The following is a 23,518-nucleotide window of genomic DNA, read 5'->3' as shown; positions in this document are numbered from 1 at the left end:
GCGTATACCGTGCTTAGGCTATAAGTTTTTTGATAATACGGTGTTGGTATTAGCAGTTATATTGATGATGACAGCAATCTATACCGCATACGCACAACAACGGGGTACGATTTATTTCACCAGAAAAAAGACAAAACATAATTAATTCATAGCATAATATGAGTATTTGGCTGTTGAACTCCAAGGTTTCCTTGATCGCTATAGTCGGGCATTGGCCTTCTTTAGTCTATTGCATCGTGCTTTATGCATGGATGATTCACACCTCATCTATACCTGCCTCTCGGAAATTATTTGTAACGTCACCTTCAAAGATGTGTAAAATTTGCATAAAAATTCGTTAAGGGTTATTGGACATGAACAAAAGGTTGATGAAAGTGTTTTTTCCGTTTGTAGCTGTTGCTGTAGGTGTGGCAGGTATGATGGCAATTGGGGCGACCAATAGTGACGATGAAAAAAAAGAACCGGTTGATACTCGCCCTACAGTAAGGGTTGAGTCGGCTGTTGCCCAAAATTATTCAGTGCAGCTCTCCAGTTTTGGTGAGCTAGAGCCCTTAGAGCGTACGCGGTTGGCCGCTCAGGTATCGGGTGAGGTGACACATTGGCACGAAAAATTTGTTCCGGGTGGCTTGATTGCACGTGGTGAGGTGCTGTTTAGTATTGAAAAAGACACCTACGAAGCTGCACTCATGAAGGCGCAGGCAGATCTGTCTCTTGCTGAGGCCGCATTGATAGAAGAGCAGGCGCGCGCGGCGGTTGCCGAAAGCGAGGCAAAAACAGCCCCTAAAGCTAAGGTAACCGATCTTTATTTGCGTAAACCTCAATTGCTAAGTGCGCGCGCAGCACTCAAATCGAGTCAGGCTCAGCTAAAACTTGCTCAACGAGATTTGGATAACTGTGAAGTGAGGGCGCCTTATGATGCCTTGGTTGTCGCACGTAATCTTGGCAAAGGGCAATATGTCTCCCAGGGAAGCGAAGTCGGGGAACTCTATAATATTGAATATGCCGAAGTGACTTTTCCTGTTGCCGGCTTTGATACAGCTTTTCTCCCTGAGCGCGTTGCAGGCTTACCCGCTCAAGTCACCGTAAAAGGAGCCACTCAAGTTTATCGAGAGGCCTTCATTGCGCGTGACCTGGGTATTGTGGATAGTGCTACACGTATGAGTCACTTGGTTGCTCGAATCTCTGATCCGTACAGTTTGAATAGCGATCTTCCTCCTATTAAGTTTGGTCGTTATGTCGAAGTTAATCTTATGGGGAAAACCTTAAAAAATGTATATCGTTTGCCGCAGGAGTTAGTCACTAACCAAAAAATTTGGATTGTTGGCCCAGAGCAACGCTTGGAGTCTCGTAATGTTACTGTGTTGCGCGAAGAGGGGGAGTTCTTTTTGATTCGTGGTGCCCTGAATAATGACGATAAAGTAGTGACTACTTTGCCGGAATACCCTCAAAACGGCATGGAAGTAAAGCTTGCCATTGTAGATGAAGAATTAGAGCCATTAAATCATCAGGCGGATACCAACACTGCCGAACAAAAAGCGGCTAACCGCTAGGGGGCGTTATGAGTGCAACAAATGAAACGCCCGGCGGCATCATTGCTTTTTTTGCCAAAAACCCAGTTGCGGCAAATTTATTAATGGTGTTTATAATTATTTTAGGGACAGTGAGCTATTTTACAGTTCAGCGTCAAATGTTTCCTAATATCGAAATTAATTATATTCAGGTGAGTGCAGTATACCCAGGCGTATCACCACAAGAAATCGAAGAAAGTATACTGATAAAAATAGAAGAAGCATTAAAAGATGTCACCGAAATAAAATCAATTATTTCACGAGCCAACCGCGGTTTTGGGCGCGTATCATTAGAGATTGAACCCGACGCTAAGCTCACTGATGTGCTCGATAAAGTAAAATTGCGCGTCGATGGCATTGCCACCTTTCCGGCCGATATGGAGCCGGTTAATGTGACTCAGCAAGAATTTCAGCAGCAAGTTATAGAGTTGTCTTTGGTGGGCGATGTTCCCTTAGAGGAGTTGAAACCCCTTGCAAAAATTATCGAAGATGAATTACTTGAGCTCTCTAATGTATCTTTGGTATATATGGGGGCGCCGGAAGATGAAATTGCCATAGAGATTAAGCCTGATGAACTGCGAAAATACAACCTCACACTAGACCAAGTCGCCAATGCGATTCGCCGGCATTCAACCAATATATCGGCTGGGCAATTGCGTACCAATGCCGGTATTATTTCAGTGCGTATCGAAAACCAGCTATACCGTGGTGACGAATTTCGCGCTGTTCCTATAAAAATTGGCGCTAATGGTGCTCAGGTTTTATTGCAAGATGTGGCTGTTATTAAAGATGGTTTTACCGAAGGAGAGCACTATTTTAAGTACTCTGGCGAAAACGCAATATACTTTTCAGTCAACGCCACGAAAGAGCAAAGTATTATTCCTGTGGCAGAGTCTGTTAAAAATTACATAGAAGAGCGCAATAAAACATTGCCGCCAGGCTTGAAGCTCAAAGTACTGGTGGATATGACATATTATCTTAATGCGCGTCTAGATATGATGCTCGATAACTTATTTATGGGGGCGTTACTCGTGGCCATTATGCTAGGCCTATTTCTACAAATTAGGCTTGCATTTTGGGTGATGGTGGGCTTACCTCTTTGCTTTCTCGGTGCCATGATGTTGATGCCGGTATTTGATGTCAGCATTAATATTTTATCGCTATTTGCTTTTATTATGGTGCTAGGAATAGTTGTTGATGATGCTATTGTGATCGGTGAAAGTGCCTACAGTGAAATTGAAAAATACGGTGGCGGTGTTAACAATGTTGTACGTGGCGCGCACCGAGTCGCAGTACCTGCCACCTTTGGTGTTTTAACCACAATTGCGGTATTTGTTCCTTTTGTTATGTCTAGTGGGCCTCAGGGTGCCTTCTTTTATAATATAGCGGCTGTCGTTATTTTATGTTTGGTATTTAGTTTAATTGAATCCAAACTGATTCTTCCTGCGCATATTGCACACATGAAAGTGATAAAAATTAAACGTGGTTCATGGCGGGAAAAATTCAACACCCGATTTTTTAATTTTATTAATGGTCGTTACCGCAATTTTGTATACGCCTGCACACAGTGGCGCTGGACGGTATTTGGTGTTTTTGTCGGCGTACTATTGCTTAGCTTTGGTTTGATTCAAGCAAATTATGTGCGAACAGTCCCAACGCCTGCGGTGCCTCACGACTTTCCGGGTATACGTATTGAAATGAATGAAAACGTTTCTGACCTTATGACGATTAACGCCTTAAAATCCATCGAACGCGTTTTGTATGAGGTGGATCAACAAGTGGAAAAAGAAACCGGTCAGAAAATGATTAAAGATGTATTGGCTTTTAATGATGGCCGTACAGAAGCGCGAATTATTGTGCCTTTAGTCGATGAGCAATTGCGACCATTTAACGCGTTTGAGTTAGCGCGACGATGGCGCGAAGCGATTCCCGAAATTCCGGGTATGAGATCTTTTTCAATTCAAGATGATGTGAATGGCGGGGGGAGTGACGGCGATTTTGGGTACCTGCTTTTTGGTAGCGATATTGACTCTCTCAATGCTGCTGGGCGAGAATTTATCGCCATGTTACAGCAACAAAAAGGCCTGTACGATATTAGCTCGACTATTGACCCTGCGAGCAAAGAAATCCAAATGGATCTGCTGCCTGTTGCCTATGATCTAGGTTTAGATCTTGCCTCAATTGCTAGTCAAGTGAGTAATAGTTTTTACGGAGGCGAAGCCCAGCGCGTGATTCGTGATGGCGAAGAGGTTAAGGTGATGGTGCGTTACCCCAAATTAACTCGCGAACGTTTTGCCGACTTAAAATATACTGTGCTTTCGACACCGTCAGGGCAAGAGGTGCTATTGGGCGATGTTGTCAAGCTGCGTGAAGCACCGGGTATTAGCTATATTCGTCGCGAAAGCGGGTTTCGCAGTGTTTATATTTGGGGGGCGATTGATGAAAACCAGGTTGAACCCAATGAGGTTGTCGATAATATTAAAGACAATCTTCTACCGGAACTCACAAAAAAACATCCTCGTGTTAAAACCGAATTAGGTGGCTCGATAGAAGAAACTCAAGCTCAGCAAAATGAACAGTTACTGTTTATGATTGCCGGTTTAGTGATGGTTTATATTTTGTTGGCTATACCGCTAAAAAGTTATTATCAGCCCATTATTGTAATGTCGGTAATCCCCTTTAGCCTTACGGGCGCAATTTGGGGCCACTTCTTTTTTGGCATTAACCTTAGCATGATGTCAACCTTCGGCCTTATTGCAGCGGCTGGGGTGGTGATTAATGATAGCCTGGTATTTACAGACTTTGTTAATAAACGCCGCGAGGCGGGAATGGCTGTTGGTGACGCAGTAATTGAAGCCGGTTGTGCTCGCTTTAGAGCCATTACATTAACATCAATCACCACTTTTGCTGGCGTGCTGCCTATTATGTTCGAGACAAGTTTGCAGGCAAAATTTGTGATTCCTATGGCTGTCGCATTGGGTTTTTCTGTGCTTTACGCCACATTAGTCACGCTCTTGTTGGTGCCGTGTATGTACTTAATGCTAGAAGATTTTCGTGGTATTAAGCGGCTATTTGTTTGGATCGGTAAATTTTTGCCAGGCTCACTAAGAACAGAAAATTACTAAACACGACTATAAGCTAAAAATAGAGGGCTTTATTCCTGAGCCCTCTATTTTTAATGATCTTAAGTCTTTTTTATTTTAATAATTTTTTGAACGCCATACCACCTTTGGTCATCCATTAATAGTAGTAAAATAATTTCATTACTTAAAAAGGTGCACTATGAATAAGAAAACACGCCCCCGATATGATGCCGACTTTCGATTGAAGGTCGCTAATTTGGTATTAGAGCAAGACTACAGTATTCGAGACGCCGCTGAAGTAATGGGTGTCGGTAAATCTACAGTAGATAAATGGGTGCGACAACGACGTAATGATCAGCAAGGTAAGGCGAGCGAGTTGAACGTACCGATTGGCGATGATCAGCAGCGGATTCGTGAGCTTGAAAAAGAAATACGCCGTATTAACGAAGAGAATGACATCTTAAAAAAGGCCTCAGCTCTCTTGCGATCGGGCGCACTGAAAAATTTTCGGTAATTTTTGATCTGCAAGAGAGCTACCCAGTTAAAAGGTTGTGCTCAATCTTGAATGTGCACCGTAGTAGTTATAATTATTGGCGGGCTTATACGCGATATTCATAATCACCGTGCCCGCAGCTAAAGCTTAAGAACCGTTTAAATAGCTGGCAGAAACATTATTACCAGTGACACTCACTCAAGATTTTGGCTATGCGGGCAGTTTTTTAGAGTGAGTGTCCCTGTATTTCTTCCTGTATTTACTTAGTGAAGCACTAAAGCGGCCGGTATTTATATTTTACTCAACAGCGATTTTATTGCACGATCGCTGGGTAAAATACATTACCGGTAGCGAAATCTTGTACGGATTTACATGCAAGGTGGTGTAGCTAAGGAGGGTTAGACGCTCTTACTGATCCGATTTAAATTAATTATATAGTACCTTACCCTTTAAACTGACCAGCTTAATAATAGAGTGCTTAAAGTCTATTTGAGAAATTTTGCTTTCGTATTTTTCATATATAAGCTTATCATTATGTTTAACCATACAAGTCATTCGAATTTCACTACCAAATCTACCTTCACCTAAGTCATGCTTGATCGAAGAGCAATTTATTTCCACCAAATATTCTGAATGAATCGAAGATGCAGCATGTTTTACAATGCTTAATGGGTCAGGTCTTGGATTATCTTTGGGCCCCCCAAATATTGCCATATCTATCTCACTTTCACCCAATCTAACATAGAGACCTGTTTCGTGGCTAGTATCTGGATTACGGGAAAAGATAAAGAATCCTGGTGGGTTTGAATCACCTGAATATAAGTCGGAGACTAAAACTTTTACTCTAAGTGAGTTACTCTCTTTGCTAGGAATTTCCATTTCACCAAAATAGCCATTGCTTTCCATATCGAAATTATTTGAGTGTAAGAAGTGTTCACCTGCTGAATCATATTTTTTAAGGCGTAAAAAACGAAGTTTTTGGAATAATTTTTTCATTGCAGCCTCGGTACAAATCTAATAGTTTATTAGCTGGAGCTCAAGCCTTACGACGCGGTTCTATCCAGTCTAAATATAAAGACGTAAACACTACACTTCTCGACGCTAGAGCACAAGCAGGCTGCAGTAACATATCTTGTTGCACGTTTTTTGCAAAGCTGGCCCGCGCTCCATCTAATAAGGCTATTAGAGTTAGCTAACAACGTGCGCACTTGCCAAACACTGTCACAAACACTAGAGCATAATCCCGCCAAGGCATATCGCCAGTTACACGCATTTAAAAAATAATGGCGCCACTTTCATCTATCGCTAATATCGCTGGCACCTAAAAACACTTTTAAGTTTAATGCTTAAAAAATGCTGATGCTTGCCATAACTCAAAAAGCCACCCATACCATCCGTTCAGGGCCTTAGAAGGCAGGATGCCGACTAGAGCCTACAGGGAGGTACTCGCCGCGTGCCTTGAATGGGTGGTATGGGTGGCGCCCTCAGGCTTGCTCTACCGAGCCTAATCTTAAAACTATAAACACTAGCGCATCAATCAGCCAAAGCCTACTGTTACTTACACACTTTTAAAAAATACAGGCACAGTTTACATCTAGCGGTAAAACCTCTGTCATAAAAGCCACATTAATTACTTACCATAACCGATCAACCACAAAAAAGCCGACTCAAAAATCGGCTTTCAATGATATTGATGCAGGGGCTACCCACAAAAAACGACAACACTAACTAGCCTAAGACTCTTCTTGCCATTGCAACTCTTTAATCCAAAATGCCGTGCCACCGGTAACGGCGGCGGGCATGGCGAAAATATTGATAATGGGAATCATACTGGCGAACATGACCATGCCGCCAAAACCGGTGCTGCTATAAAGGTTAGCGCGTAAGCGTTTACGCATAGGGGTAAAAGCGAGTTGGTTGTTGTCGCAGGTGTAATCTACATATTGTACGGCCATACACCATGCGCCCCAGAGTGCGGCAATAACAGGGACTAAAGGTGCTGTTATCGTCATAAAACCCAGTATGAATAGCAGAATAAAGACAAAAACACCTCGGCTAATAAAATAGATTAACTTGTGTATTTCACGTGCAATAACGCGCGGGATTAACGTGCCTAAGGGCTCATCTTGCGGAGTGGTGCCGGCAATAAGCTCTTGAGTTTTTTGCGCTAGTATGCCGTAAAAAGGCGAAGCAATAATATTGGTGATGGCATTAAAGATATAGCCATAGCACAACAATAAAAAAACGCCGACTAATAAGCCCATAATCCATTTTAAAAAATGTAAAAAGCTGGGTAAAAAATCAAGCATCCACTCCATGCCACTATTAAAATAATGAAATAGCGTAGAGGTGAGACTGATAAAAATAAGAACGTTAATCAGTAAGGGCGCAATAATGTAAAGGCGCAGTTCTTTACGCCATAGTAAATTAATGCCCTTGATATAATAATGGGCACCGGTGGCTAAATTATTTTTGGGTGAAGGTGTGCTCATAAGACTGTGATTACCTTTGGCGCGATAATAAAGAAGGCGCTAAGCAGAGGCTTGCTGTAGCGCCTTTTGACGATTGATTTTCGGCTGTTAAAAAATTAAAAAACCGTGTAACTATTCAGAGGCCCGGGAATCGGGCGCTAATGAATCATTTGCTGGGCCGCCCAAGCCATCCATGGTCGCTATATAAGCGCTCCCGGCGCTTAAATGCCCAGAAAATAACCCATCAGTACCCTGTTGAGAGGTTTTTTTGGTTCGGCTGAATAGTTACAAAACCGTTAACTTTACTTGGCGCCAGCTGCGCTTAAGGCTTTTAAATAGTCACCGCTTTGGCGATGCTGGGCAACGGTTTGAGCGATGGTTTTACCCTCAGGCCCTAGTGCATTAAAGTTGCGGCCGGCTTCGCTAAAAAAGGTCACAAAGGTGGCGAAGTTTTCTTGATGCATACCACGGTAGGCTATTTCTAGGCAGTGGTAGTCGGCATCTACGCCCTTGGGCGCTTGGGTGTCTAAAAAACTTTTGATGCGTGCGTCATCAAAAGTTTCGCCTAGGACTTTTTCTTTATCTTTTTTTAAGCTCATGATTTTCTCGCGTTGTTTGTGATGACTAGTTGGCATCTCAATAATAGCCTTTGGGGCTGCTCTAGCATGGATGTGTAGGAGTCGATAATGCAGGAGTACAATCGAGATGCCGACTGGAGCGTATAGGGTATATTCTCAGCGTGTGGAGCACCTCAATATCGAGGTGCTCTAGATTGCGCTAAGTGCTTAACCGTTTAGCTTTTTAACCAGCAACTGATTTAACTGTTTAGGGTCGGCTTGGCCTTTACTGGCCTTCATACACTGACCTACAAAAAAGCCCACCATTTTGGCGCGTTTGTCTTCGGGTGCTGCGCGGTAGCCCTCAACTTGTTGGGTGTTGTTGGCCATAACCTCGTCAATGATTTTTTCGAGGGCACCGCTATCGCTTACTTGCTTAAGACCTTTGGCTTCGATTACCGTATCGGCATCGCCTTCGCCAGCTGCCATACCCTCGAATACTGCTTTAGCCATTTTACTGTTAACCGTACCATCATCAATACGCTGGGTTAAACCGGCTAAAGCCGCAGGTGTTACCGGGCTTTGCTTAATGGTGAGCTCTTGGCGATTCAGGAAGGCCGCTAGGTCGCCCATTATCCAGTTGGCGGCTAATTTAGGTATAGCGCCGGCACTCACTGCGGCATCAAAATACACGGCGGTGGCTACGTCGCCGGTTAATACTTTGGCGTCGTATTCGCTAAGGCCCATATCACCGGTATAGCGCGCACGCTTGGCTTCGGGAAGCTCTGGCATGGCGGCTTCTACTTCTGCTATAAAGCTATCATCTAAAACAACAGGCAGTAGGTCGGGGCAAGGAAAGTAGCGGTAATCGTTGCTGTCTTCTTTGCTGCGCATAGAGCGTGCTTTTTTGGTGTCGCCATTGTATAAGCGGGTTTCTTGGCGAATAGTGCCGCCGCTTTCGATCACACTAATTTGGCGTTCAACTTCTAACTCGATGGCCTCTTCCATAAACTTAAAGGAGTTTAAGTTTTTGGTTTCGGTACGAATACCAAGCTCTTCTTGACCTTTAGGGCGCACCGAAATATTCACATCAAAACGCAGCGATCCTTGTGACATTTCGCCATCACAAATACCCAAAGCAACCACTAAAGCGTGTAGCTTTTTGGCAAAGGCGACGGCTTGATCTGCGTTGCGCATATCGGGTTCGGTGACGATCTCGATAAGCGGTGTGCCGGCACGGTTGAGGTCGATGCCGCTCATGCCGTGGTAATCTTCGTGAAGCGATTTGCCCGCGTCTTCTTCTAGGTGAGCGTGGTGAATGCGCACGCGGTGCTCACTGCCATCGTCTAGGGCGATATCAATATGGCCGGCGCCAACAATAGGTTCGTCGAGCTGTGTGGTTTGGTAGCCTTTGGGTAGATCGGGGTAAAAGTAGTTTTTACGCTCAAATACCGAACGGCGTGCGATAGGTGCATCAATTGCTAAACCAAACATGGCGGCCAATTTAAAAGCTTGGCGGTTAGGCACCGGCAGCGTGCCGGGCATGGCCAAATCGATTGCACAGGCTTGGGTGTTGGGCGCGGCGCCGTAAGCGGTGCTAGCACCCGAGAATATTTTAGTTTTGGTGGCCAATTGAACATGAATTTCAAGGCCAATAACGGTTTCCCATTCCATAGTGTTTGCCTTATTTGTAGTTGGCCGGTGCCAGGGTGTGGAAGTGAGTGGCTTGCTGGTACTGATGTGCGGCGCCTAGCATTTGCGCTTCATCAAAGTAGTTACCAATAATTTGCAGGCCGACCGGTTTGCCATTGACTAAACCACACGGTACCGACATGCCCGGCAAACCGGCCAAGTTGGTAGCGATGGTGTAAATGTCTTCGAGGTACATGGCGACAGGGTCGGCGCTTTTGCTACCAAATTCAAAGGCTGGGTTGGGCGAGGTTGGGCCCATAATTAAGTCAACATCATGAAAAGCGGCGACAAAATCTTGTTTGATTAAGCGGCGTGCTTTTTGGGCTTTGGCGTAATAGGCATCGTAGTAGCCTGCGCTTAAGGCATAGGCGCCCACTAAAATACGACGCTTCACTTCATCGCCAAACCCTTCGCTGCGTGAACGGCAGTATAGGTCGTCAAGGTCTTGTGGGTTTTCGCAGCGGTAGCCGTAGCGCACACCGTCAAAACGCGACAAGTTAGCCGAACACTCGGCCGGGGCAATCACATAATACGCGGGCACCGAAAGACTGGTGTGCGGCAGCTTAATGCTTTTAATGGTCGCGCCAAGTTTTTCAAACTCGGCAATGGCCTCGCGTACGCACTTTTCGGTGCCGGCTTCTAGGCCTTCACCAAAGTACTCATCGGGTATACCAATGCGCAAGCCTGTTAGGGGCTTGCTGAGTAAGCGTGTGTAGTCATCGACGGGGTGATCGACGCTGGTGGAGTCTTTGGGGTCAAAGCCGCTAAGCGGGCCTAGCAATAAAGCGACATCTTCGGCGGTTTGGGCCATAAGACCGGCTTGGTCTAGGCTGCTGGCAAAAGCAATCATGCCGTAACGTGAGGCGCGGCCATAGGTAGGCTTAAGGCCTGTAATACCGCAAAGTGCTGCCGGTTGACGAATGGAGCCGCCGGTATCGGTTGCTGTAGCAGCAGGCGCTAAGCGAGCCGCAACGGCCGCGGCTGAGCCACCCGATGAGCCACCAGGTACGCAATCGCTGGCCCAAGGGTTTTTAACGGGTCCGTAGTAGCTGGTTTCGTTAGAGGAGCCCATCGCGAACTCATCCATATTGGTTTTGCCTAAGCTGACGACCCCTTGGTTTTGGTAGTTTTGCACAATGGTGGCGTCATAGGGGGCAATAAAATTATCGAGCATTTTGCTGCCGCAACTGGTGCGCACACCTTGCGTACAAAAAATATCTTTGTGAGCAATGGGCAAGCCGCATAGCGTAGGGGCATTGCCTTGGGCTAAGCGCGCATCGGCGGCTTTCGCTTGGGCTAGCGCTTGCTCGGCGGTGAGGGTAATAAAGCTATTGAGATCAGCATCTTTTTGTTGGATGCGGTCAAGGTAGTACTGGGTGAGCTCAACACTGGATACAGCTTTGCTTTGCAGCTGTTTAACCAGTTGGGCAACGGTTTGGTTATGCATGCGAATATCCGTGTTTAGTCGATAACTTTGGGCACTAAAAAGAGGCCGTCTTCGGTGGCGGGCGCAATGGCTTGCATTTGCTCGCGTACATTGGGCTCGGTAATTTCATCGGCACGTAGTATCTGTACGGCATCGAGCGGGTGAGCCATAGGAGCTACACCTTCGGTATCGACAGCGCTGAGCTGGTCGACAAGTGCAAGTACAGTGCTGATGCGGTTGGTTACCTCGTCGACTTGGTCGTCGGCAATATGCAAACGCGCCAACTTGGCAAGTTGTTGAATGTCTTCTCGGTTCACGGGTGTCTCCGTTTGCCCTTAGGGCTGGGTAAGCTTGATCACAAAAAAGTGCGTCAATTTACCATATTCAGAGGCGGGTGCCCAAGAGGGAGGTGATAATGCGGGCCTTATTAGAGTAAGCATTTGGTTCTTTAAGTGCCGAACAGCTATTCATGTGGCGTAAGGTGTTGTGTATTTTTGTCTTATTAATTAATATCTCGAGCTAATAACAAGGAGCTATTACTGGGTATTCCTTCGTATACGTTTTGTTATATATGTGTTAACAAAAAGCTAATGGATGTCAAGAATTTTGGAGTTATTATGGATACCGGATTGCGCGCTTTGGTGGCGGTTGCTCGTTTTTATCAGTTACCGGCAGAACCTGAGCAGCTGCAACATGAGTTTGGAGAGCAAGGATGCACGCTTTCCTCAACTCAATTATTACAAGCAGCTAAAGCGCTCACACTTAAAGCAAAAGCCATCAGTGCCAGCTATGAAGATATTGATGCAGGAACATTGCCTGCAATCGCTAAAGCGAAGGATGGTGCTTATATCATTCTGGCTAAAGTTGCTCAAAATGACACCCCTACACCCGTCTTAATTCAAGATCTTCGTGAGCAGGCGCCTCGCGCTATTTCGGTTGATGAGTTTAAAGAGATTTGGTCGGGTGAAATCATACTGCTTTCGCGTAAGCAAACTTTGACGGAATCACTCCTTAAAAAATTTGATATCTCATGGTTTATACCTGCGTTAATTAAGTATAAAAAGCTTTTTTTTGAAGTATTAATCGCTTCCTTTTTTTTACAGCTAGCGGCATTGATTACACCCTTCTTTTTCCAAATTGTTATGGATAAAGTTTTAGTGCACCGAGGATTTACGACATTAGATGTGTTGGCTGTTGGTTTTTTTGTTGTAGTTTTGTTTGAGGCCTTTTTAGGGGGCTTTAGAAGTTACTTATTTAGTCATACAACAAGCCGCGTTGATGTGGAGTTGGGTTCAAAATTATTTGGTCATTTATTGAGCTTGCCACTTGCCTATTTTGAAGCTAGGCAAGTGGGGCAAAATGTTGCTCGAGTACGTGAGTTAGACACGATAAGAAACTTTATTACCGGTACAGCGCTTACGCTAATCATTGACTTATCATTTGTTTTTATATTTATTGCAGTGATGTGGTACTACAGCCCACAACTCACTTGGATAGTGTTAGCCACTATTCCGTTATATATTCTATTGTCATTATTTATTACACCTATGTTGCGCCATCGCTTAGACCAAAAATTTAAACATGGCGCAGAAAATACGGCATTTTTAACAGAATCCATTACCGGTATAGGTACTGTTAAGTCACTAGCAGTTGAGCCTCAGATGCGCCGCAAACTTGAGGGGCACTTATCGAGTTATATACATGCATCATTCAAAAGTCAAAATTTAAATAATATTGCAAATCAAGTAGCTGGTTTTATTAATAAGCTAATGACGCTGGGTATTATTTGGTGGGGTTCTCACTTAGTTATTGACGGGGGGATTACCGTTGGGCAGCTCATTGCTTTTAATATGTTAGCTGGTCGGGTCAGTGGCCCAATTTTAAAGTTAGTTCAGCTGTGGCAGGACTTTCAGCAAGCTGGCATTTCAGTATCGCGCCTAGGTGATATTCTTAATGCTCCGCGAGAACCAGGCTTTAACCCTAACCGCTCTCGCATGCCCTCACTTATAGGGGCGGTGACTATTGAGCATGTTAACTTCAGGTATAAGCCAGATGGGCCTCGTATTTTAGATGAGGTTAATTTAGAAGCTAAGCCGGGCGAAGTTATTGGAATTGTTGGGCGTTCGGGTTCAGGTAAAAGCACCATCACTAAACTTATTCAACGTTTGTATGTACCAGAAGGTGGTCGTGTATTAGTCGATGGTATTGATTTATCTATGGTTGATACTGCGTGGTTGCGCCGCCAAATTGGTGTGGTGTTACAAGAAAATTTTTTATTCACTCGAACGGTTAGAGAGAATATAGCGTTAATCGATCCTTCGCTTTCGATGGTTCAAGTTGTTGCTGCGGCCAAAATGGCAGGTGCTCACGACTTTATTACGGAACTACCCGAAGGTTACGACACCATGATTGGTGAACAAGGTAGTAATTTATCTGGAGGCCAGCGCCAGCGCTTAGCTATTGCACGGGCTTTAGTGACTAACCCAAAAATTCTTATTTTTGATGAAGCGACTAGTGCGCTAGATTATGAGTCTGAGCGATTAATTCAAGATAATATGGAAAGTATTGTTAAAGGACGTACTGTATTTATTATTGCACACCGGCTTACAACGGTTAGGCGGTGCCACCGGATTATAGTTATGGATAAAGGGCGAATTGTCGAGCAAGGTCCTCATCGTGTATTAATTGACAAAAAAGGTTATTACGCAAAACTCTATGGAATGCAAGGCAATGTAGACACTCAAAAACCAGGAGCCAATATATGATTTTTTTTGGCAAGGTAAAGCAATTGTGGTCCGGTAGGACAACAATTGGTGATGCACACAAGGCAAGAGAGCGTGCAGCTTTTCTCCCCTCTGTATTGGGGATACAAGAGTGTCCGCCTCACCCTATTGCGCAATGGTTGGCTAGGGCGTTGCTCTTATTGTTTGTTTTGGTTATTGCGTGGGCGTGTATTGGCCAAGTTGATATTGTTGCCTCTGCCGAAGGAAAGATAATTCCTAGTCAAAGAGTCAAACAGATTCAGTCATTAGAGAAAGCTATGGTGAAAAAAATATTGGTTTCCGAGGGTGAGTTTGTTAGCGAAGGGCAGGCATTAATCGAGCTAGATAGTACATTGGCTGAAGCTGATACCGCACGATTGGAGGTGGAGTTAAAAGCCTTGATTCAGCAAGAGGCTGTATCTCGTACCTTTCTTGATTTGATTAGTTTGTCGAAAGCAAAGCGGTTAGCCGTTTCTTTCGAGACGCTCCCATGGCAAAAAAAGGATCCAAATTATAAACAGTTGCTTTGGCGCCAATGGCAAGATCACTCTGCAGAACGATTGCGATTAAATGAAGGGTTGAAGCGAAATTATTCTGAGCAGCTATCAGCAGCAGCATCGATTACTAAATTATCACTTTTATTACCTATTATTGAGAAGCGTGTTAAAAAGTTGGGTGCTTTACATGATAAAAACTATATATCTGAAATTGATTTTTTGGCGGCTGAACAAGAGAGAATTCAAATATCTCAAGATTTAATTTCTGAGCGCCATAGGAAAAATCAATTGCAAGCTGCAGAAAAAGAAATAGAACTTCAGTTAGGCGTGTACATAGCTCAGCTCAAATCTAAACATTGGCAGCTAATAGTAGATGCTAAAAAACAAATAGAAGCTATAGGCGAAGAACTTAAGAAAGCGCAAGATATTCAGCGTAAGCGTATATTGTATTCCCCCGTTGATGGTTATATTCAGCAGTTAGCAACTAATACTATTGGTGGCGTAGTTACCGATGCACAAGTTTTAATGTTGGTAGTGCCTAAAGAAACTGTCTTAGAGGTGGAGGTAATGCTGACAAATAAAGATATCGGATTTGTACAAAAAAATATGTCAGCAGAAGTTAAAATACACACATTTCCTTTTACTAAATATGGCCTTGTAGAAGGCACAGTTAAAACTATTTCTAATGATGCTATTGTCGATGAGCAATTAGGTTTGGTGTATAGTGTGCGAGTTTCTATGAATAAAAATTTTTTGAACGTTAATGGTGTTGATGTACTGTTAATGCCTGGTATGGCGGTAACGGCAGAAATGCAAATAGGTAAGCGTCGTATTATTGAATTTATTGCGGCCCCGCTGTTGCGTGGCGTAAAGGAAAGCCTTAGAGAGCGGTAATGTAAATTTAAACGTAATGGAGAGTGTGCAAACACTTGCGTTAAAGCAGCAACATTTTAAGCTTGCTGTATGTTTTAATTAAAGGAGTACTTAAATGATTACGCAAATAGAAAAATTATCGGCTATTACAGGTGCCGAAGATAATGATTATCTCACGGGTACAGCTGTAGACGAATTGATTGCCGGGAATGATGGGGCTGATGTATTAAACGGTGCTGAAGGCAATGATACGCTGTTTGGTGGAAAAGGCGATGATAGGTTATATGGCGGATTTGGCGACGATATTTTATCGGGTGGCGAAGGCATCGATAGCTGGGGGCGGTAACGATACTTATATGTTTGCCTTGGGCGATGAGCAAGCCAGAGTTACCCATACCAATACAGATGCTCCAGAGGGGAGGGTTTTATTTACGGGCGATATTACCTCTGCCGATGTACTCGCAACCCGCACGGGTAATACTTTAGTACTTGCAGTGTTAAGTTCTAAAGAGGTTGTTACGGTAAATAATATTTTTATGGTGAAAGGTATCAGGTGGCGGCCATTGAATTTGAGGGCGATGGTGTTGTTTGGGGTGCTGATAAAGTGAAAGCGTTAGTCATATCCGGCACAGAAGGTCGCGATAATATTATCGCAACTGAAGGTGATGATATTATTGACGGTTTAGCCGGTAACGATATTATTCGTGGTGGTGAGGGTGACGATACGCTGCTTGGTAATATCGGCAATGATTATTTGTATGGTGATAACGGCGATGACCGCCTCGTTGGTGGGGAGGGGAATGACATACTTAATGGCGGTAATGGAGGTGATGTACTTCAAGGTGGTGACGGCAATGACTATCTTTACGGATATGCTGCTGATGATGTATTAAAAGGTGGTGCTGGCAATGACCGTTTAACAGGTGGCGCCGGCAATGATACTTATAAATACGCGTTAGGTGATGGTGTTGATACTATTTATTCTGAAGATGTGGGTGATAGCGCAGATATTTTAAGTTTTGATGAAGGTATAAATTTAGAAGATATAAATTTTTCGCGTATAGGTGAGGATTTACGCATTACCGTGGGCAAAGGTGATCAAGTCACGGTCGATAATTTTTTTAGCGATGGTGATACGTATGGAAGTGCACTTAATGCTATTGAATTTTTTGATGGTACAGTTTTATCTATGGAAGCGATTAATGAGCTGGTCGGTGGTGGTTCTTTAGCGGCAGACTCAATAATGGGTACAGATGCCTCTGATTATATCAATGCACTTGCTGGCAATGACTATATTAATGGCGGAGCAGGAAGTGATGTGATTTCTGGTGGCCACGGTGACGATGTTGTTTTGGGTGGTGAAGGTTACGATAGACTAGATGGCGGCGCTGATGATGATCAGCTATTTGGCGAAGCCGGTGGAGATACTATATCTGGTGGCGCAGGTGATGACGTACTAACTGGCGGTACAGGTAATGATGTACTTAAAGGGGCTGACGGTAGTGATACCTATGTTTTTTCCCGTGGTGATGGGCAGGACGTTATTGATAATTACAATGCAACAGCAACGACTCAGGATATAGCTCAATTTACGGATGCTAATGCCGAAGACCTTTGGTTTAGCCGTGAAGGTAATGCTTTGTTAATATCGACTGTAGGTTCTGAAGAGCGGGTGAGTGTGAATTCGTGGTTTTCCTCTCCATACTACCAGTTAGATGAGATAGCAACGGCAGATGGCGCAGTAAGTGCTGCGCAAGTTGAACAATTGGTTAACGCGATGGCCGTATTCGATGTACCTACAGGTGCCGGTGCGGTACTTAGTCAAGAGCAGGATGCCTTAGTGCAAACGTTAGTTGCTGAGGTTTGGCAAGTAAGTTAAATTTGTTGGCACCGTAGGGAGGGGAGCCCTCCCTTTTTGTGAGTTTCTAGTAGGCTAATCTTTTAAAATTATAAAAAATTATCGTGGATAATTTGTCAGTAAAGGATGAGGTAAAGTAAGGATGCAAAGTGTATTGGCGTCTGTCTATAAAAATAATTTAGAGTCTTTACGTTGTGCACTATTAAAGCGCTTTGAGGCGGGTTCCGTGCGTGCTTATATCGCGGTTCGTAAATCGGGCCAATATGGCTCATCCCTTTGGTTAAATAGCAATCAAGCGTGGTTGCCACTTCTAGAAGCTTGGTTAAAACCCCTTCAAACCGGCGGTGCACTTTTTGAGTTAGAATTTCTTTTTGCCCCCCCAAAAAAACCTTTAGCCCGCAGTTTAAAAGCCAGTGGAATAGTTGGCGTGGTGTTAAAGCGATTCAATTTAAGGGGGGGGGGGTATAAAAACACAATCTTTTCGTATGTGGAATGCCTCGGCAGATCCATTTGTAGTATCCCCTATGTCCATCGCATTCGTACAAAAAACGTCAATTAACTAATCACGTAACAGTTAAGCTCTATTTCTTATACTCCTTTACGATGTTGCTAGTGGTCGTAAGTGATGATAATGCACCAGTGTGAGAAATTTATGAGTTCTAAGGTGGGAATAAAATGAGTAAAGAGTCTGTATTAAAAGTTTTGGACTGTACAAAAACTAACAAGAAGTGGTATGACGATAAAGGACTGATTGCTGGCTACCATACTGTCTCTATTCAAGGAGAGCGGTTTAAGGGGCAGCGTGATCCGGAAATGCGTATTGAAAAAATGAAAATGGATTTTTCGGGACTAAAAATTTTGGATGTCGGGTGCTCTAATGGGGGCATATTACATGCATTATCTGATGAGATTTCGCTAGGCGTTGGAGTAGACTTTAATCCTAAATGCATTAATGCGGCGAACGCTTTAAAGGCGGCTAATTATAAAAATAACATCCACTTTTATACATTTGATTTGGATAAAGATGATTTATCTTTATTGCAGCATTTTATATTTGGCCAAGTTGCTGATGTATGTTTTTTCTTTAATTTATCGATATGGATAAAGCGCTGGAAGGAGGTTTTTGCTTTGTGCGCTGAAATGTCAAAGATAATGCTTTTTGAAGCACATGGCAGTGAGCAGCAGCAAAGTGGACAGCTCGCCTTTGTTAGGTCAATTTACGGCAAGCTTACTTTACTTTCAGAGCAATCGGATGATGACCCTACCTATGCCAAGCGGAAAATGTACCGCTGTGAGGGGCGTATTGTCCAATCATATATTGAGAATAAATCTCAGGAATTTAACTTACTCCAAGAGATTGATGAGGTGTCAGTTAGGAACACATATACTCAATTATTTCCAAATCAGCCTATTGGAACGCTCTCTTTTTATCCTGGGACTCATGAAAGTGTAGTTGTTGATGTAAATGATGAGTATATTGTTAAAATTCCACGTCCTAGACGGGGTATAGATGGCTTGTTGGTAGAGCAAGCTGTGACCGATTTAATGCGTTCAAAACTGGATGTCCAGGTTCCTGAGGTAAGTATCTACTCATCGCCGATAGTTTTAGCTCGTTATCGCAAGTTACCTGGTAAAACTTTTGATAAACAGCATTTCTCTGTACTTTCGATTAAGGATAAACAGAAAATGTCTCGCCAGCTTGCCGCTGTTTTTTATTCATTCCATTCAGTCAATTTAAAACAGGTTAGAGAGCTACCTGTTAGTTTGGCTCCATCTTGGTCTATATCGTGTGATTTGATTAAAGATCAGCTTGGCGATAGCGCCGTTCCCGTGATTTCAGATCTTGTACCTCAGGTTATACGCAATCAAAATGAGCTTCCTTTAATAAAAAATAATCAAGTATTCGGTCATTTTGATCTTCACGGCAGTAATATATTGGTGGATTCTGGTCAGAAAAATTTCACAGGGCTGATTGATTTTGGTAACTGTAGAGTTGGTGATTTCCATCAAGATTTATCAGTCATGAATCTTAGCTCGCCTGAATTGACGGATTTGGTTATTACTGAATATATCGCTTTAAGTGGCAGAGATGTTAATCGGGTGTTGGTGCAGCACTATACGACTATTTTTTACTTAAACCTGTTGGCGGGTCTTAAAAAGAAATCTGCAACAGAACAGTTTGATTATTGGTTTCTTGAGCTAGAAAAATGGTATCAGTATATGCTCCGTGATAGAGCATCTTCGAGAATAAAGTCGAATGCCCCTATTTCTTCTTTGTCATCGGATTGGAGGAAATGGTTGGCATCGAACGTGATGAAGGGTACGTCTACGTCATCGCTACTGCGTATTTTGCGGGATAACGGATACTCGGCTATAGAGGTAATGGCTGAAATTGTGGATATTGAACAGCATCCAATTACTCTTGCGGGAACTGAATTTCAACACCAGTTAGCTAAGCGAAATTGGCTGCTAGCTACGTGTAATGCGCTTGCATCGCTAGATGCTCGATACAGTTCGCAGATAGAGCGACGAAAAACACCTTCTGCTAAAGAGTTCCTTAAAGAATACTACAGCAAGCACTTACCTGTAGTGCTTACAGGTGGCGTTGATCATTGGGCCGCACTGGAAAAATGGCGACCTAGTTATTTGCTGGAGCATTTTGGCGATAAAGAGATTGAGGTCCAGTATGGGCGGGAGTCTGACCCTCTGTTCGAGCGCAATGCCGGTAAATTAAAAAAGAAAATGCTCATGAAAGATTATGTTTCCCTTGTTGAACAAGGGCAAAGTAATGATTTTTATATGACAGCCAATAATACAAAAAATAGCTTTTCCAGTATATCGAGCTTATTTGACGATGTAGGAGACTTTGGTGAGGGTTACCGAGACCCAGATACTTTACAAAGCGGAAACTTTTTTTGGTTTGGCCCTAAAGGTACTTTTACACCTATACATCATGACCTTACCAATAATATGTTGGTGCAAATTTATGGCCGCAAAAAAATTACACTCATACCTGCGATGCAAGTTCCTTGGCTGTATAACGATAAAGGTGTCTACAGTCAGGTGGACTTCCTTAATTGTGACGAAAGAAAATTCCCTGATATGAAAAATGCCAAACCTGTTGAAGTGATTTTGAATCCTGGTGAAGCTATTTTCATCCCTATTGGGTGGTGGCATTGTGTTGAGGCGCTGGATGTTTCTATTAGTAGTGTATTTACTAATTTTAAGTGGCCAAATACCTATTCCGCGGGATTTCCTCGAGGCTAGTACGGGCATATCTTTTTCATTGATCATAACAATCGTAGTGGACTGCCAAGATGAAACATCTTATCCAGCAGGTTGGCCCTGACTGTATTATTGAAAAATATGGCGACAATTTACTCCTTGTCATTTCATTTTCTTTCGCGTTTTGGGGGCAGGAGTGTCAATTTGACTTTTGTGGGCGTTTAAAGAAGTTAAGAAAGGTTTATGGGTGTCAATTTAACGTGATCTACCTGAGGGACCCTAACACACTGTGGTACCAAAGTGGCATCAATGGATTGGGTGGCTCTATTGACGAAGTTGTTGTTCGATTAAAGGCGCTTATTGAAGAGCTGAAACCAAGCCGTGTTATTACGTTGGGGCAGTCAATGGGCGGGTATGCAGCCATGCTATTTGGTGGGTTGCTTGCTGTGGATAGAATAATTGCCTTTGCACCTCTATCATTTCTTGTGGCAGATGAGCTTAAAATTTTTGGTGATGAAAGGTATTACTCAGCGTTAAAGGGCGTTGCTGATATAGCTGAGCCGCATCATTTAGATTTGATGACTTTATTTAGTCGACTGAAAAATAAGATTGATATTCACATTGTATTTGGTAGCCGCTCGTCAAAGCACCAGCAAAGCGTCTCTCTAGATTCTATGCATGCGCTTCGATTACAGGCGATAGAGGGGTGTACCGTGCACGCCTACCCCGATGCCGATCATTTAATTGTAAAGTATTTGTCTGAGCAAAAAAAGATTGACGGCCTTTTATTGCAATTGATATTTGACCGGGAGTTGATAGCGCAACAGGATCTGACTGTAGCGGATGGCTGGAAAAAATGGATATTCAATCAGTTGCTGAGTGGGTTCGATCTTGCAACGCTAGAGTCTGAAATTAAAAAATCGGACTTAGGTAGCGATGCTGTGATTGCGGAATTACGGTCTGTAGCAGCAAGCCCTTATATTCAGGCTGCTAAAGCGATGAAGCTACAACTTGATAAGCGAAATTGGCTATTAGATGTTTGCGATCAGTTGTCAAGGTTGAATTCACATGAATTGAGTGAGGTAGAAAAACGGGAAGTACCTACGTTCCAAATTTTTGTTGATGAGTATTACAGCGTGCATCGACCAGTAGTGCTCACAAATGGCTTTGATCATTGGCCTGCACGTGAAAAATGGAACCCCGACTACTTTGCTCAAGTGGTCGGTGAAAAAGAGGTGGAGGTTCAGTTTGGTCGCGCCCAAGATAATCAGTATGAGAGAAATTCACCTCGTTATAAAAAGAGGATCCCTATGAGGGATTTTTGCCGATTGGTTGTTGAGGGGGGGTACGTCGAATGACTATTACTTAACGGCTAATAACAATCAATCGTCTTCTCAAGAGTTAAAAGAATTATTTGAAGATGTTGGTGAATTTGGGGATGGTTATCGTTTAACTGAAAGTGTTAAGCGCCGTAGCCATTTGTGGTTTGGGCCTAAAGGTACTTGTACGCAACTTCATCATGATTTAACGAATAATATGTTACTGCAGGTTTATGGCCGAAAAAAAATCACACTTATTCCAGCCTTTCAAGTGCCTAATGTGTATAACGATAGTCATGTGTACAGTGCTGTTGATTTCCCTAATGTTGACTTAGAGCGTTACCCTAAAATGTCAGGTGTGACCCCTTTAGAGGTTATCTTAAATCCTGGGGAGGCTATTTTTATACCTATTGGGTGGTGGCATCAGGTGGAGAGTTTGGATATATCAATTAGTGTTAGTTTTACGGATTTTAGGGCTAAAAATAATTTCTTCTCGAATTTTCCTAGGCAGGTTATAGAGTTATAAAGTAAGTTTTAGTCGACATTTCATTTGATTTTTGTGGGGGGTACCTGGTTGACTTTTCGAACTTTTTTTGTCGCAGTGTTTTTGTTTTTTTTGATTTTTTTGTCTGGGTTTTATGCGTGGGCGCGTGCGCTGGAAATTATACGATGGACGGATTGGCGTATTAATAACGGGAAGCCATTAATTTTTAGTGGATATGTTGATGGAATCTTTGAGTACAGAGGGAGACGTTCGGGTACGCAAAGGCTACGGCTTGTTGATGTTAATGGGGAGATTGTTTTTGTTCGCTCTGTCCTTGATAAGGAGTTGTTAAGGAATTTAGTTGGTAAGAAACATATTTTATTTTTTAAGTATTATCCTGTGCCAACTGGTTTAGGGTACGTGTTTGATATTCGGCTTTATAATGAGGTGCTATATCAAGCGGACTTTGTTGATTCGACTTATATAGCTTTTGGGATATTTTTGTTTTATGTCCTATTTTTGATTTTTTTATTTTTTTTGATTTTTATTTTTATTAGGATTTTTAGAGGGATAAGTTATGCTTCCGATTAATGATAATATTTTTAGATTGCTAGATAATGCAGGTGTATTTGATTCAAGGAATCAAGGGATTTTTAATGAGTTTTCTGACTTGGCTCAGACGGTTACAGATGCAGCTGGTGGTCCTGAGTCAGCTGCAAAATTTCTAAATAGTATTAGTAAAATTTCCAATGCGAACTCTGATGGTTCCACTGCGGCCGAAAAGGCTGAGGCTGCCTTTGCTTCGTTGGGCTTTATCTATGGTACAGCGCAGTTGATAACCTCATCAGCAGGAAGGTCTACAGCATTTGACCTGGTTTATAAGAAAGTGCCTATTTTGGGTACAGCACTTACAGGCACGAGCCTTGCAATAAACACTACGAGGGTCATAGATTCTGCATTAACACCTGGTCAGGCAGTAAACACATCTGATCTGCTGGGTGCGGCAAGTGATATTACTGGTATGGCTGCCATAGCAGTTGGAGCTGCGGCAGTTGTTTTTGGTATAGCTGGTGCGCCTCTAATTATTGCTGGCCTTACTGCTGCGTCAATCGGCCTTGGAATTTGGGGGATTGTTGAATCTCTTGGTGATCAAGTAGAGGATGAGTTGGATGAGGGTTCTGACGATGGTGTTATCGTAGGGGGAGGGACT

At 43.2% G+C, this 23,518-nt stretch carries 20 protein-coding genes; 14 read left to right on the top strand and 6 right to left on the bottom strand.

Annotation, left to right across the window (positions count from 1 at the left end; all coding sequences use genetic code 11):
- The first annotated feature begins 353 nt into the window (after window positions 1-353).
- From AC438_RS14130 to AC438_RS14120, 3 genes are all read left to right on the top strand, one after another.
- Entirely contained in the window at window positions 354-1,550 is a 1,197-nt protein-coding gene (locus AC438_RS14130; protein ID WP_053981918.1) for an efflux RND transporter periplasmic adaptor subunit, read from the top strand.
- Window positions 1,551-1,558: 8 nt separating this feature from the next.
- A complete protein-coding gene (locus AC438_RS14125; RefSeq protein ID WP_053981917.1) occupies window positions 1,559-4,693 on the top strand; it encodes an efflux RND transporter permease subunit in 3,135 nt (1,044 codons plus the stop codon).
- Between the two features lie 157 nt (window positions 4,694-4,850).
- Window positions 4,851-5,165, top strand: coding sequence for a transposase (locus tag AC438_RS14120; RefSeq protein ID WP_053981916.1), 315 nt, complete (start codon window positions 4,851-4,853; stop codon window positions 5,163-5,165).
- Window positions 5,166-5,570: 405 nt separating this feature from the next.
- Here AC438_RS14120 and AC438_RS14115 read toward each other — a convergent pair whose 3' ends face one another.
- The 6 genes from AC438_RS14115 to gatC form a co-directional block, all read right to left on the bottom strand.
- Window positions 5,571-6,140, bottom strand: a complete 570-nt coding sequence (locus AC438_RS14115; RefSeq protein ID WP_053981915.1) for a hypothetical protein — start codon at window positions 6,138-6,140, stop codon at window positions 5,571-5,573.
- Between the two features lie 737 nt (window positions 6,141-6,877).
- Entirely contained in the window at window positions 6,878-7,636 is a 759-nt protein-coding gene (gene cysZ, locus AC438_RS14110; protein WP_053981914.1) for a sulfate transporter CysZ, read from the bottom strand.
- Window positions 7,637-7,917: 281 nt separating this feature from the next.
- The gene (locus tag AC438_RS14105) at window positions 7,918-8,214 is read right to left on the bottom strand and encodes a PA4642 family protein (protein WP_053981924.1); all 297 of its coding nucleotides are present in this window, start codon (window positions 8,212-8,214) and stop codon (window positions 7,918-7,920) included.
- A gap of 186 nt (window positions 8,215-8,400) precedes the next feature.
- Window positions 8,401-9,846, bottom strand: coding sequence for an Asp-tRNA(Asn)/Glu-tRNA(Gln) amidotransferase subunit GatB (gatB, locus tag AC438_RS14100; protein WP_053981913.1), 1,446 nt, complete (start codon window positions 9,844-9,846; stop codon window positions 8,401-8,403).
- A gap of 10 nt (window positions 9,847-9,856) precedes the next feature.
- A complete protein-coding gene (gatA, locus tag AC438_RS14095) occupies window positions 9,857-11,311 on the bottom strand; it encodes an Asp-tRNA(Asn)/Glu-tRNA(Gln) amidotransferase subunit GatA (protein WP_053981912.1) in 1,455 nt (484 codons plus the stop codon).
- Window positions 11,312-11,325: 14 nt separating this feature from the next.
- Window positions 11,326-11,607 carry an Asp-tRNA(Asn)/Glu-tRNA(Gln) amidotransferase subunit GatC gene (gene gatC / locus AC438_RS14090; RefSeq protein ID WP_053981911.1) on the bottom strand — a complete coding sequence of 94 codons (282 nt, stop codon included), beginning with the start codon at window positions 11,605-11,607 and terminating at the stop codon, window positions 11,326-11,328.
- A 300-nt stretch (window positions 11,608-11,907) separates the two neighbouring features.
- On the opposite strand from gatC, the gene AC438_RS14085 reads away from it, so the two are divergent.
- The 11 genes from AC438_RS14085 to AC438_RS14035 all read left to right on the top strand — a co-directional run.
- Window positions 11,908-14,055, top strand: a complete 2,148-nt coding sequence (locus AC438_RS14085) for a type I secretion system permease/ATPase (protein ID WP_053981910.1) — start codon at window positions 11,908-11,910, stop codon at window positions 14,053-14,055.
- On the top strand, window positions 14,052-15,443 hold the full coding sequence (locus AC438_RS14080; protein WP_053981909.1) for an HlyD family type I secretion periplasmic adaptor subunit: 1,392 nt from the start codon (window positions 14,052-14,054) through the stop codon (window positions 15,441-15,443). The genes AC438_RS14085 and AC438_RS14080 overlap by 4 nt, the downstream gene beginning before the upstream one ends.
- 94 nt (window positions 15,444-15,537) lie before the next feature.
- Complete coding sequence (locus tag AC438_RS14075) at window positions 15,538-15,768, top strand: calcium-binding protein (protein WP_053981908.1); 231 nt, start codon at window positions 15,538-15,540, stop codon at window positions 15,766-15,768.
- Window positions 15,707-16,030 carry a hypothetical protein gene (locus tag AC438_RS16990; protein ID WP_162230752.1) on the top strand — a complete coding sequence of 108 codons (324 nt, stop codon included), beginning with the start codon at window positions 15,707-15,709 and terminating at the stop codon, window positions 16,028-16,030. The genes AC438_RS14075 and AC438_RS16990 overlap by 62 nt, the downstream gene beginning before the upstream one ends.
- Window positions 15,976-17,301, top strand: coding sequence for a calcium-binding protein (locus tag AC438_RS14065; RefSeq protein WP_053981906.1), 1,326 nt, complete (start codon window positions 15,976-15,978; stop codon window positions 17,299-17,301). The genes AC438_RS16990 and AC438_RS14065 overlap by 55 nt, the downstream gene beginning before the upstream one ends.
- A gap of 121 nt (window positions 17,302-17,422) precedes the next feature.
- Entirely contained in the window at window positions 17,423-17,839 is a 417-nt protein-coding gene (locus tag AC438_RS14060) for a hypothetical protein (protein ID WP_053981905.1), read from the top strand.
- Between the two features lie 116 nt (window positions 17,840-17,955).
- Entirely contained in the window at window positions 17,956-20,547 is a 2,592-nt protein-coding gene (locus AC438_RS14055) for a cupin-like domain-containing protein (RefSeq protein WP_053981904.1), read from the top strand.
- A gap of 50 nt (window positions 20,548-20,597) precedes the next feature.
- Window positions 20,598-21,863 carry a cupin-like domain-containing protein gene (locus tag AC438_RS17370; RefSeq protein ID WP_053981903.1) on the top strand — a complete coding sequence of 422 codons (1,266 nt, stop codon included), beginning with the start codon at window positions 20,598-20,600 and terminating at the stop codon, window positions 21,861-21,863.
- On the top strand, window positions 21,838-22,350 hold the full coding sequence (locus tag AC438_RS17365; protein ID WP_162230751.1) for a cupin-like domain-containing protein: 513 nt from the start codon (window positions 21,838-21,840) through the stop codon (window positions 22,348-22,350). The genes AC438_RS17370 and AC438_RS17365 overlap by 26 nt, the downstream gene beginning before the upstream one ends.
- Before the next feature lie 48 nt (window positions 22,351-22,398).
- The gene (locus AC438_RS14040) at window positions 22,399-22,899 is read left to right on the top strand and encodes a hypothetical protein (protein ID WP_156317090.1); all 501 of its coding nucleotides are present in this window, start codon (window positions 22,399-22,401) and stop codon (window positions 22,897-22,899) included.
- A partial coding sequence (locus AC438_RS14035) for a hypothetical protein (protein ID WP_053981900.1) occupies window positions 22,886-23,518 on the top strand: 633 nt, incomplete at its 3' end. The genes AC438_RS14040 and AC438_RS14035, both read left to right, overlap by 14 nt.

Source organism: Marinagarivorans algicola, from assembly GCF_001292705.1.
Lineage (GTDB): Bacteria > Pseudomonadota > Gammaproteobacteria > Pseudomonadales > Cellvibrionaceae > Marinagarivorans > Marinagarivorans algicola.
This window is presented reverse-complemented; position numbering and strand designations above follow the sequence as displayed.

Bases quoted from the DNA above. Each gene is read 5' to 3' on its own strand.
- AC438_RS14130 (WP_053981918.1), top strand. From the start codon at position 354: ATGAACAAAAGGTTGATGAAAGTGTTTTTTCCGTTTGTAGCTGTTGCT.
- AC438_RS14125 (WP_053981917.1), top strand. From the start codon at position 1,559: ATGAGTGCAACAAATGAAACGCCCGGCGGCATCATTGCTTTTTTTGCC.
- AC438_RS14120 (WP_053981916.1), top strand. From the start codon at position 4,851: ATGAATAAGAAAACACGCCCCCGATATGATGCCGACTTTCGATTGAAG.
- AC438_RS14115 (WP_053981915.1), bottom strand. From the start codon at position 6,140: ATGAAAAAATTATTCCAAAAACTTCGTTTTTTACGCCTTAAAAAATAT.
- cysZ (WP_053981914.1), bottom strand. From the start codon at position 7,636: ATGAGCACACCTTCACCCAAAAATAATTTAGCCACCGGTGCCCATTAT.
- AC438_RS14105 (WP_053981924.1), bottom strand. From the start codon at position 8,214: ATGAGCTTAAAAAAAGATAAAGAAAAAGTCCTAGGCGAAACTTTTGAT.
- gatB (WP_053981913.1), bottom strand. From the start codon at position 9,846: ATGGAATGGGAAACCGTTATTGGCCTTGAAATTCATGTTCAATTGGCC.
- gatA (WP_053981912.1), bottom strand. From the start codon at position 11,311: ATGCATAACCAAACCGTTGCCCAACTGGTTAAACAGCTGCAAAGCAAA.
- AC438_RS14085 (WP_053981910.1), top strand. From the start codon at position 11,908: ATGGATACCGGATTGCGCGCTTTGGTGGCGGTTGCTCGTTTTTATCAG.
- AC438_RS14080 (WP_053981909.1), top strand. From the start codon at position 14,052: ATGATTTTTTTTGGCAAGGTAAAGCAATTGTGGTCCGGTAGGACAACA.
- AC438_RS14075 (WP_053981908.1), top strand. From the start codon at position 15,538: ATGATTACGCAAATAGAAAAATTATCGGCTATTACAGGTGCCGAAGAT.
- AC438_RS16990 (WP_162230752.1), top strand. From the start codon at position 15,707: ATGGCGGATTTGGCGACGATATTTTATCGGGTGGCGAAGGCATCGATA.
- AC438_RS14060 (WP_053981905.1), top strand. From the start codon at position 17,423: ATGCAAAGTGTATTGGCGTCTGTCTATAAAAATAATTTAGAGTCTTTA.
- AC438_RS14055 (WP_053981904.1), top strand. From the start codon at position 17,956: ATGAGTAAAGAGTCTGTATTAAAAGTTTTGGACTGTACAAAAACTAAC.
- AC438_RS17370 (WP_053981903.1), top strand. From the start codon at position 20,598: ATGAAACATCTTATCCAGCAGGTTGGCCCTGACTGTATTATTGAAAAA.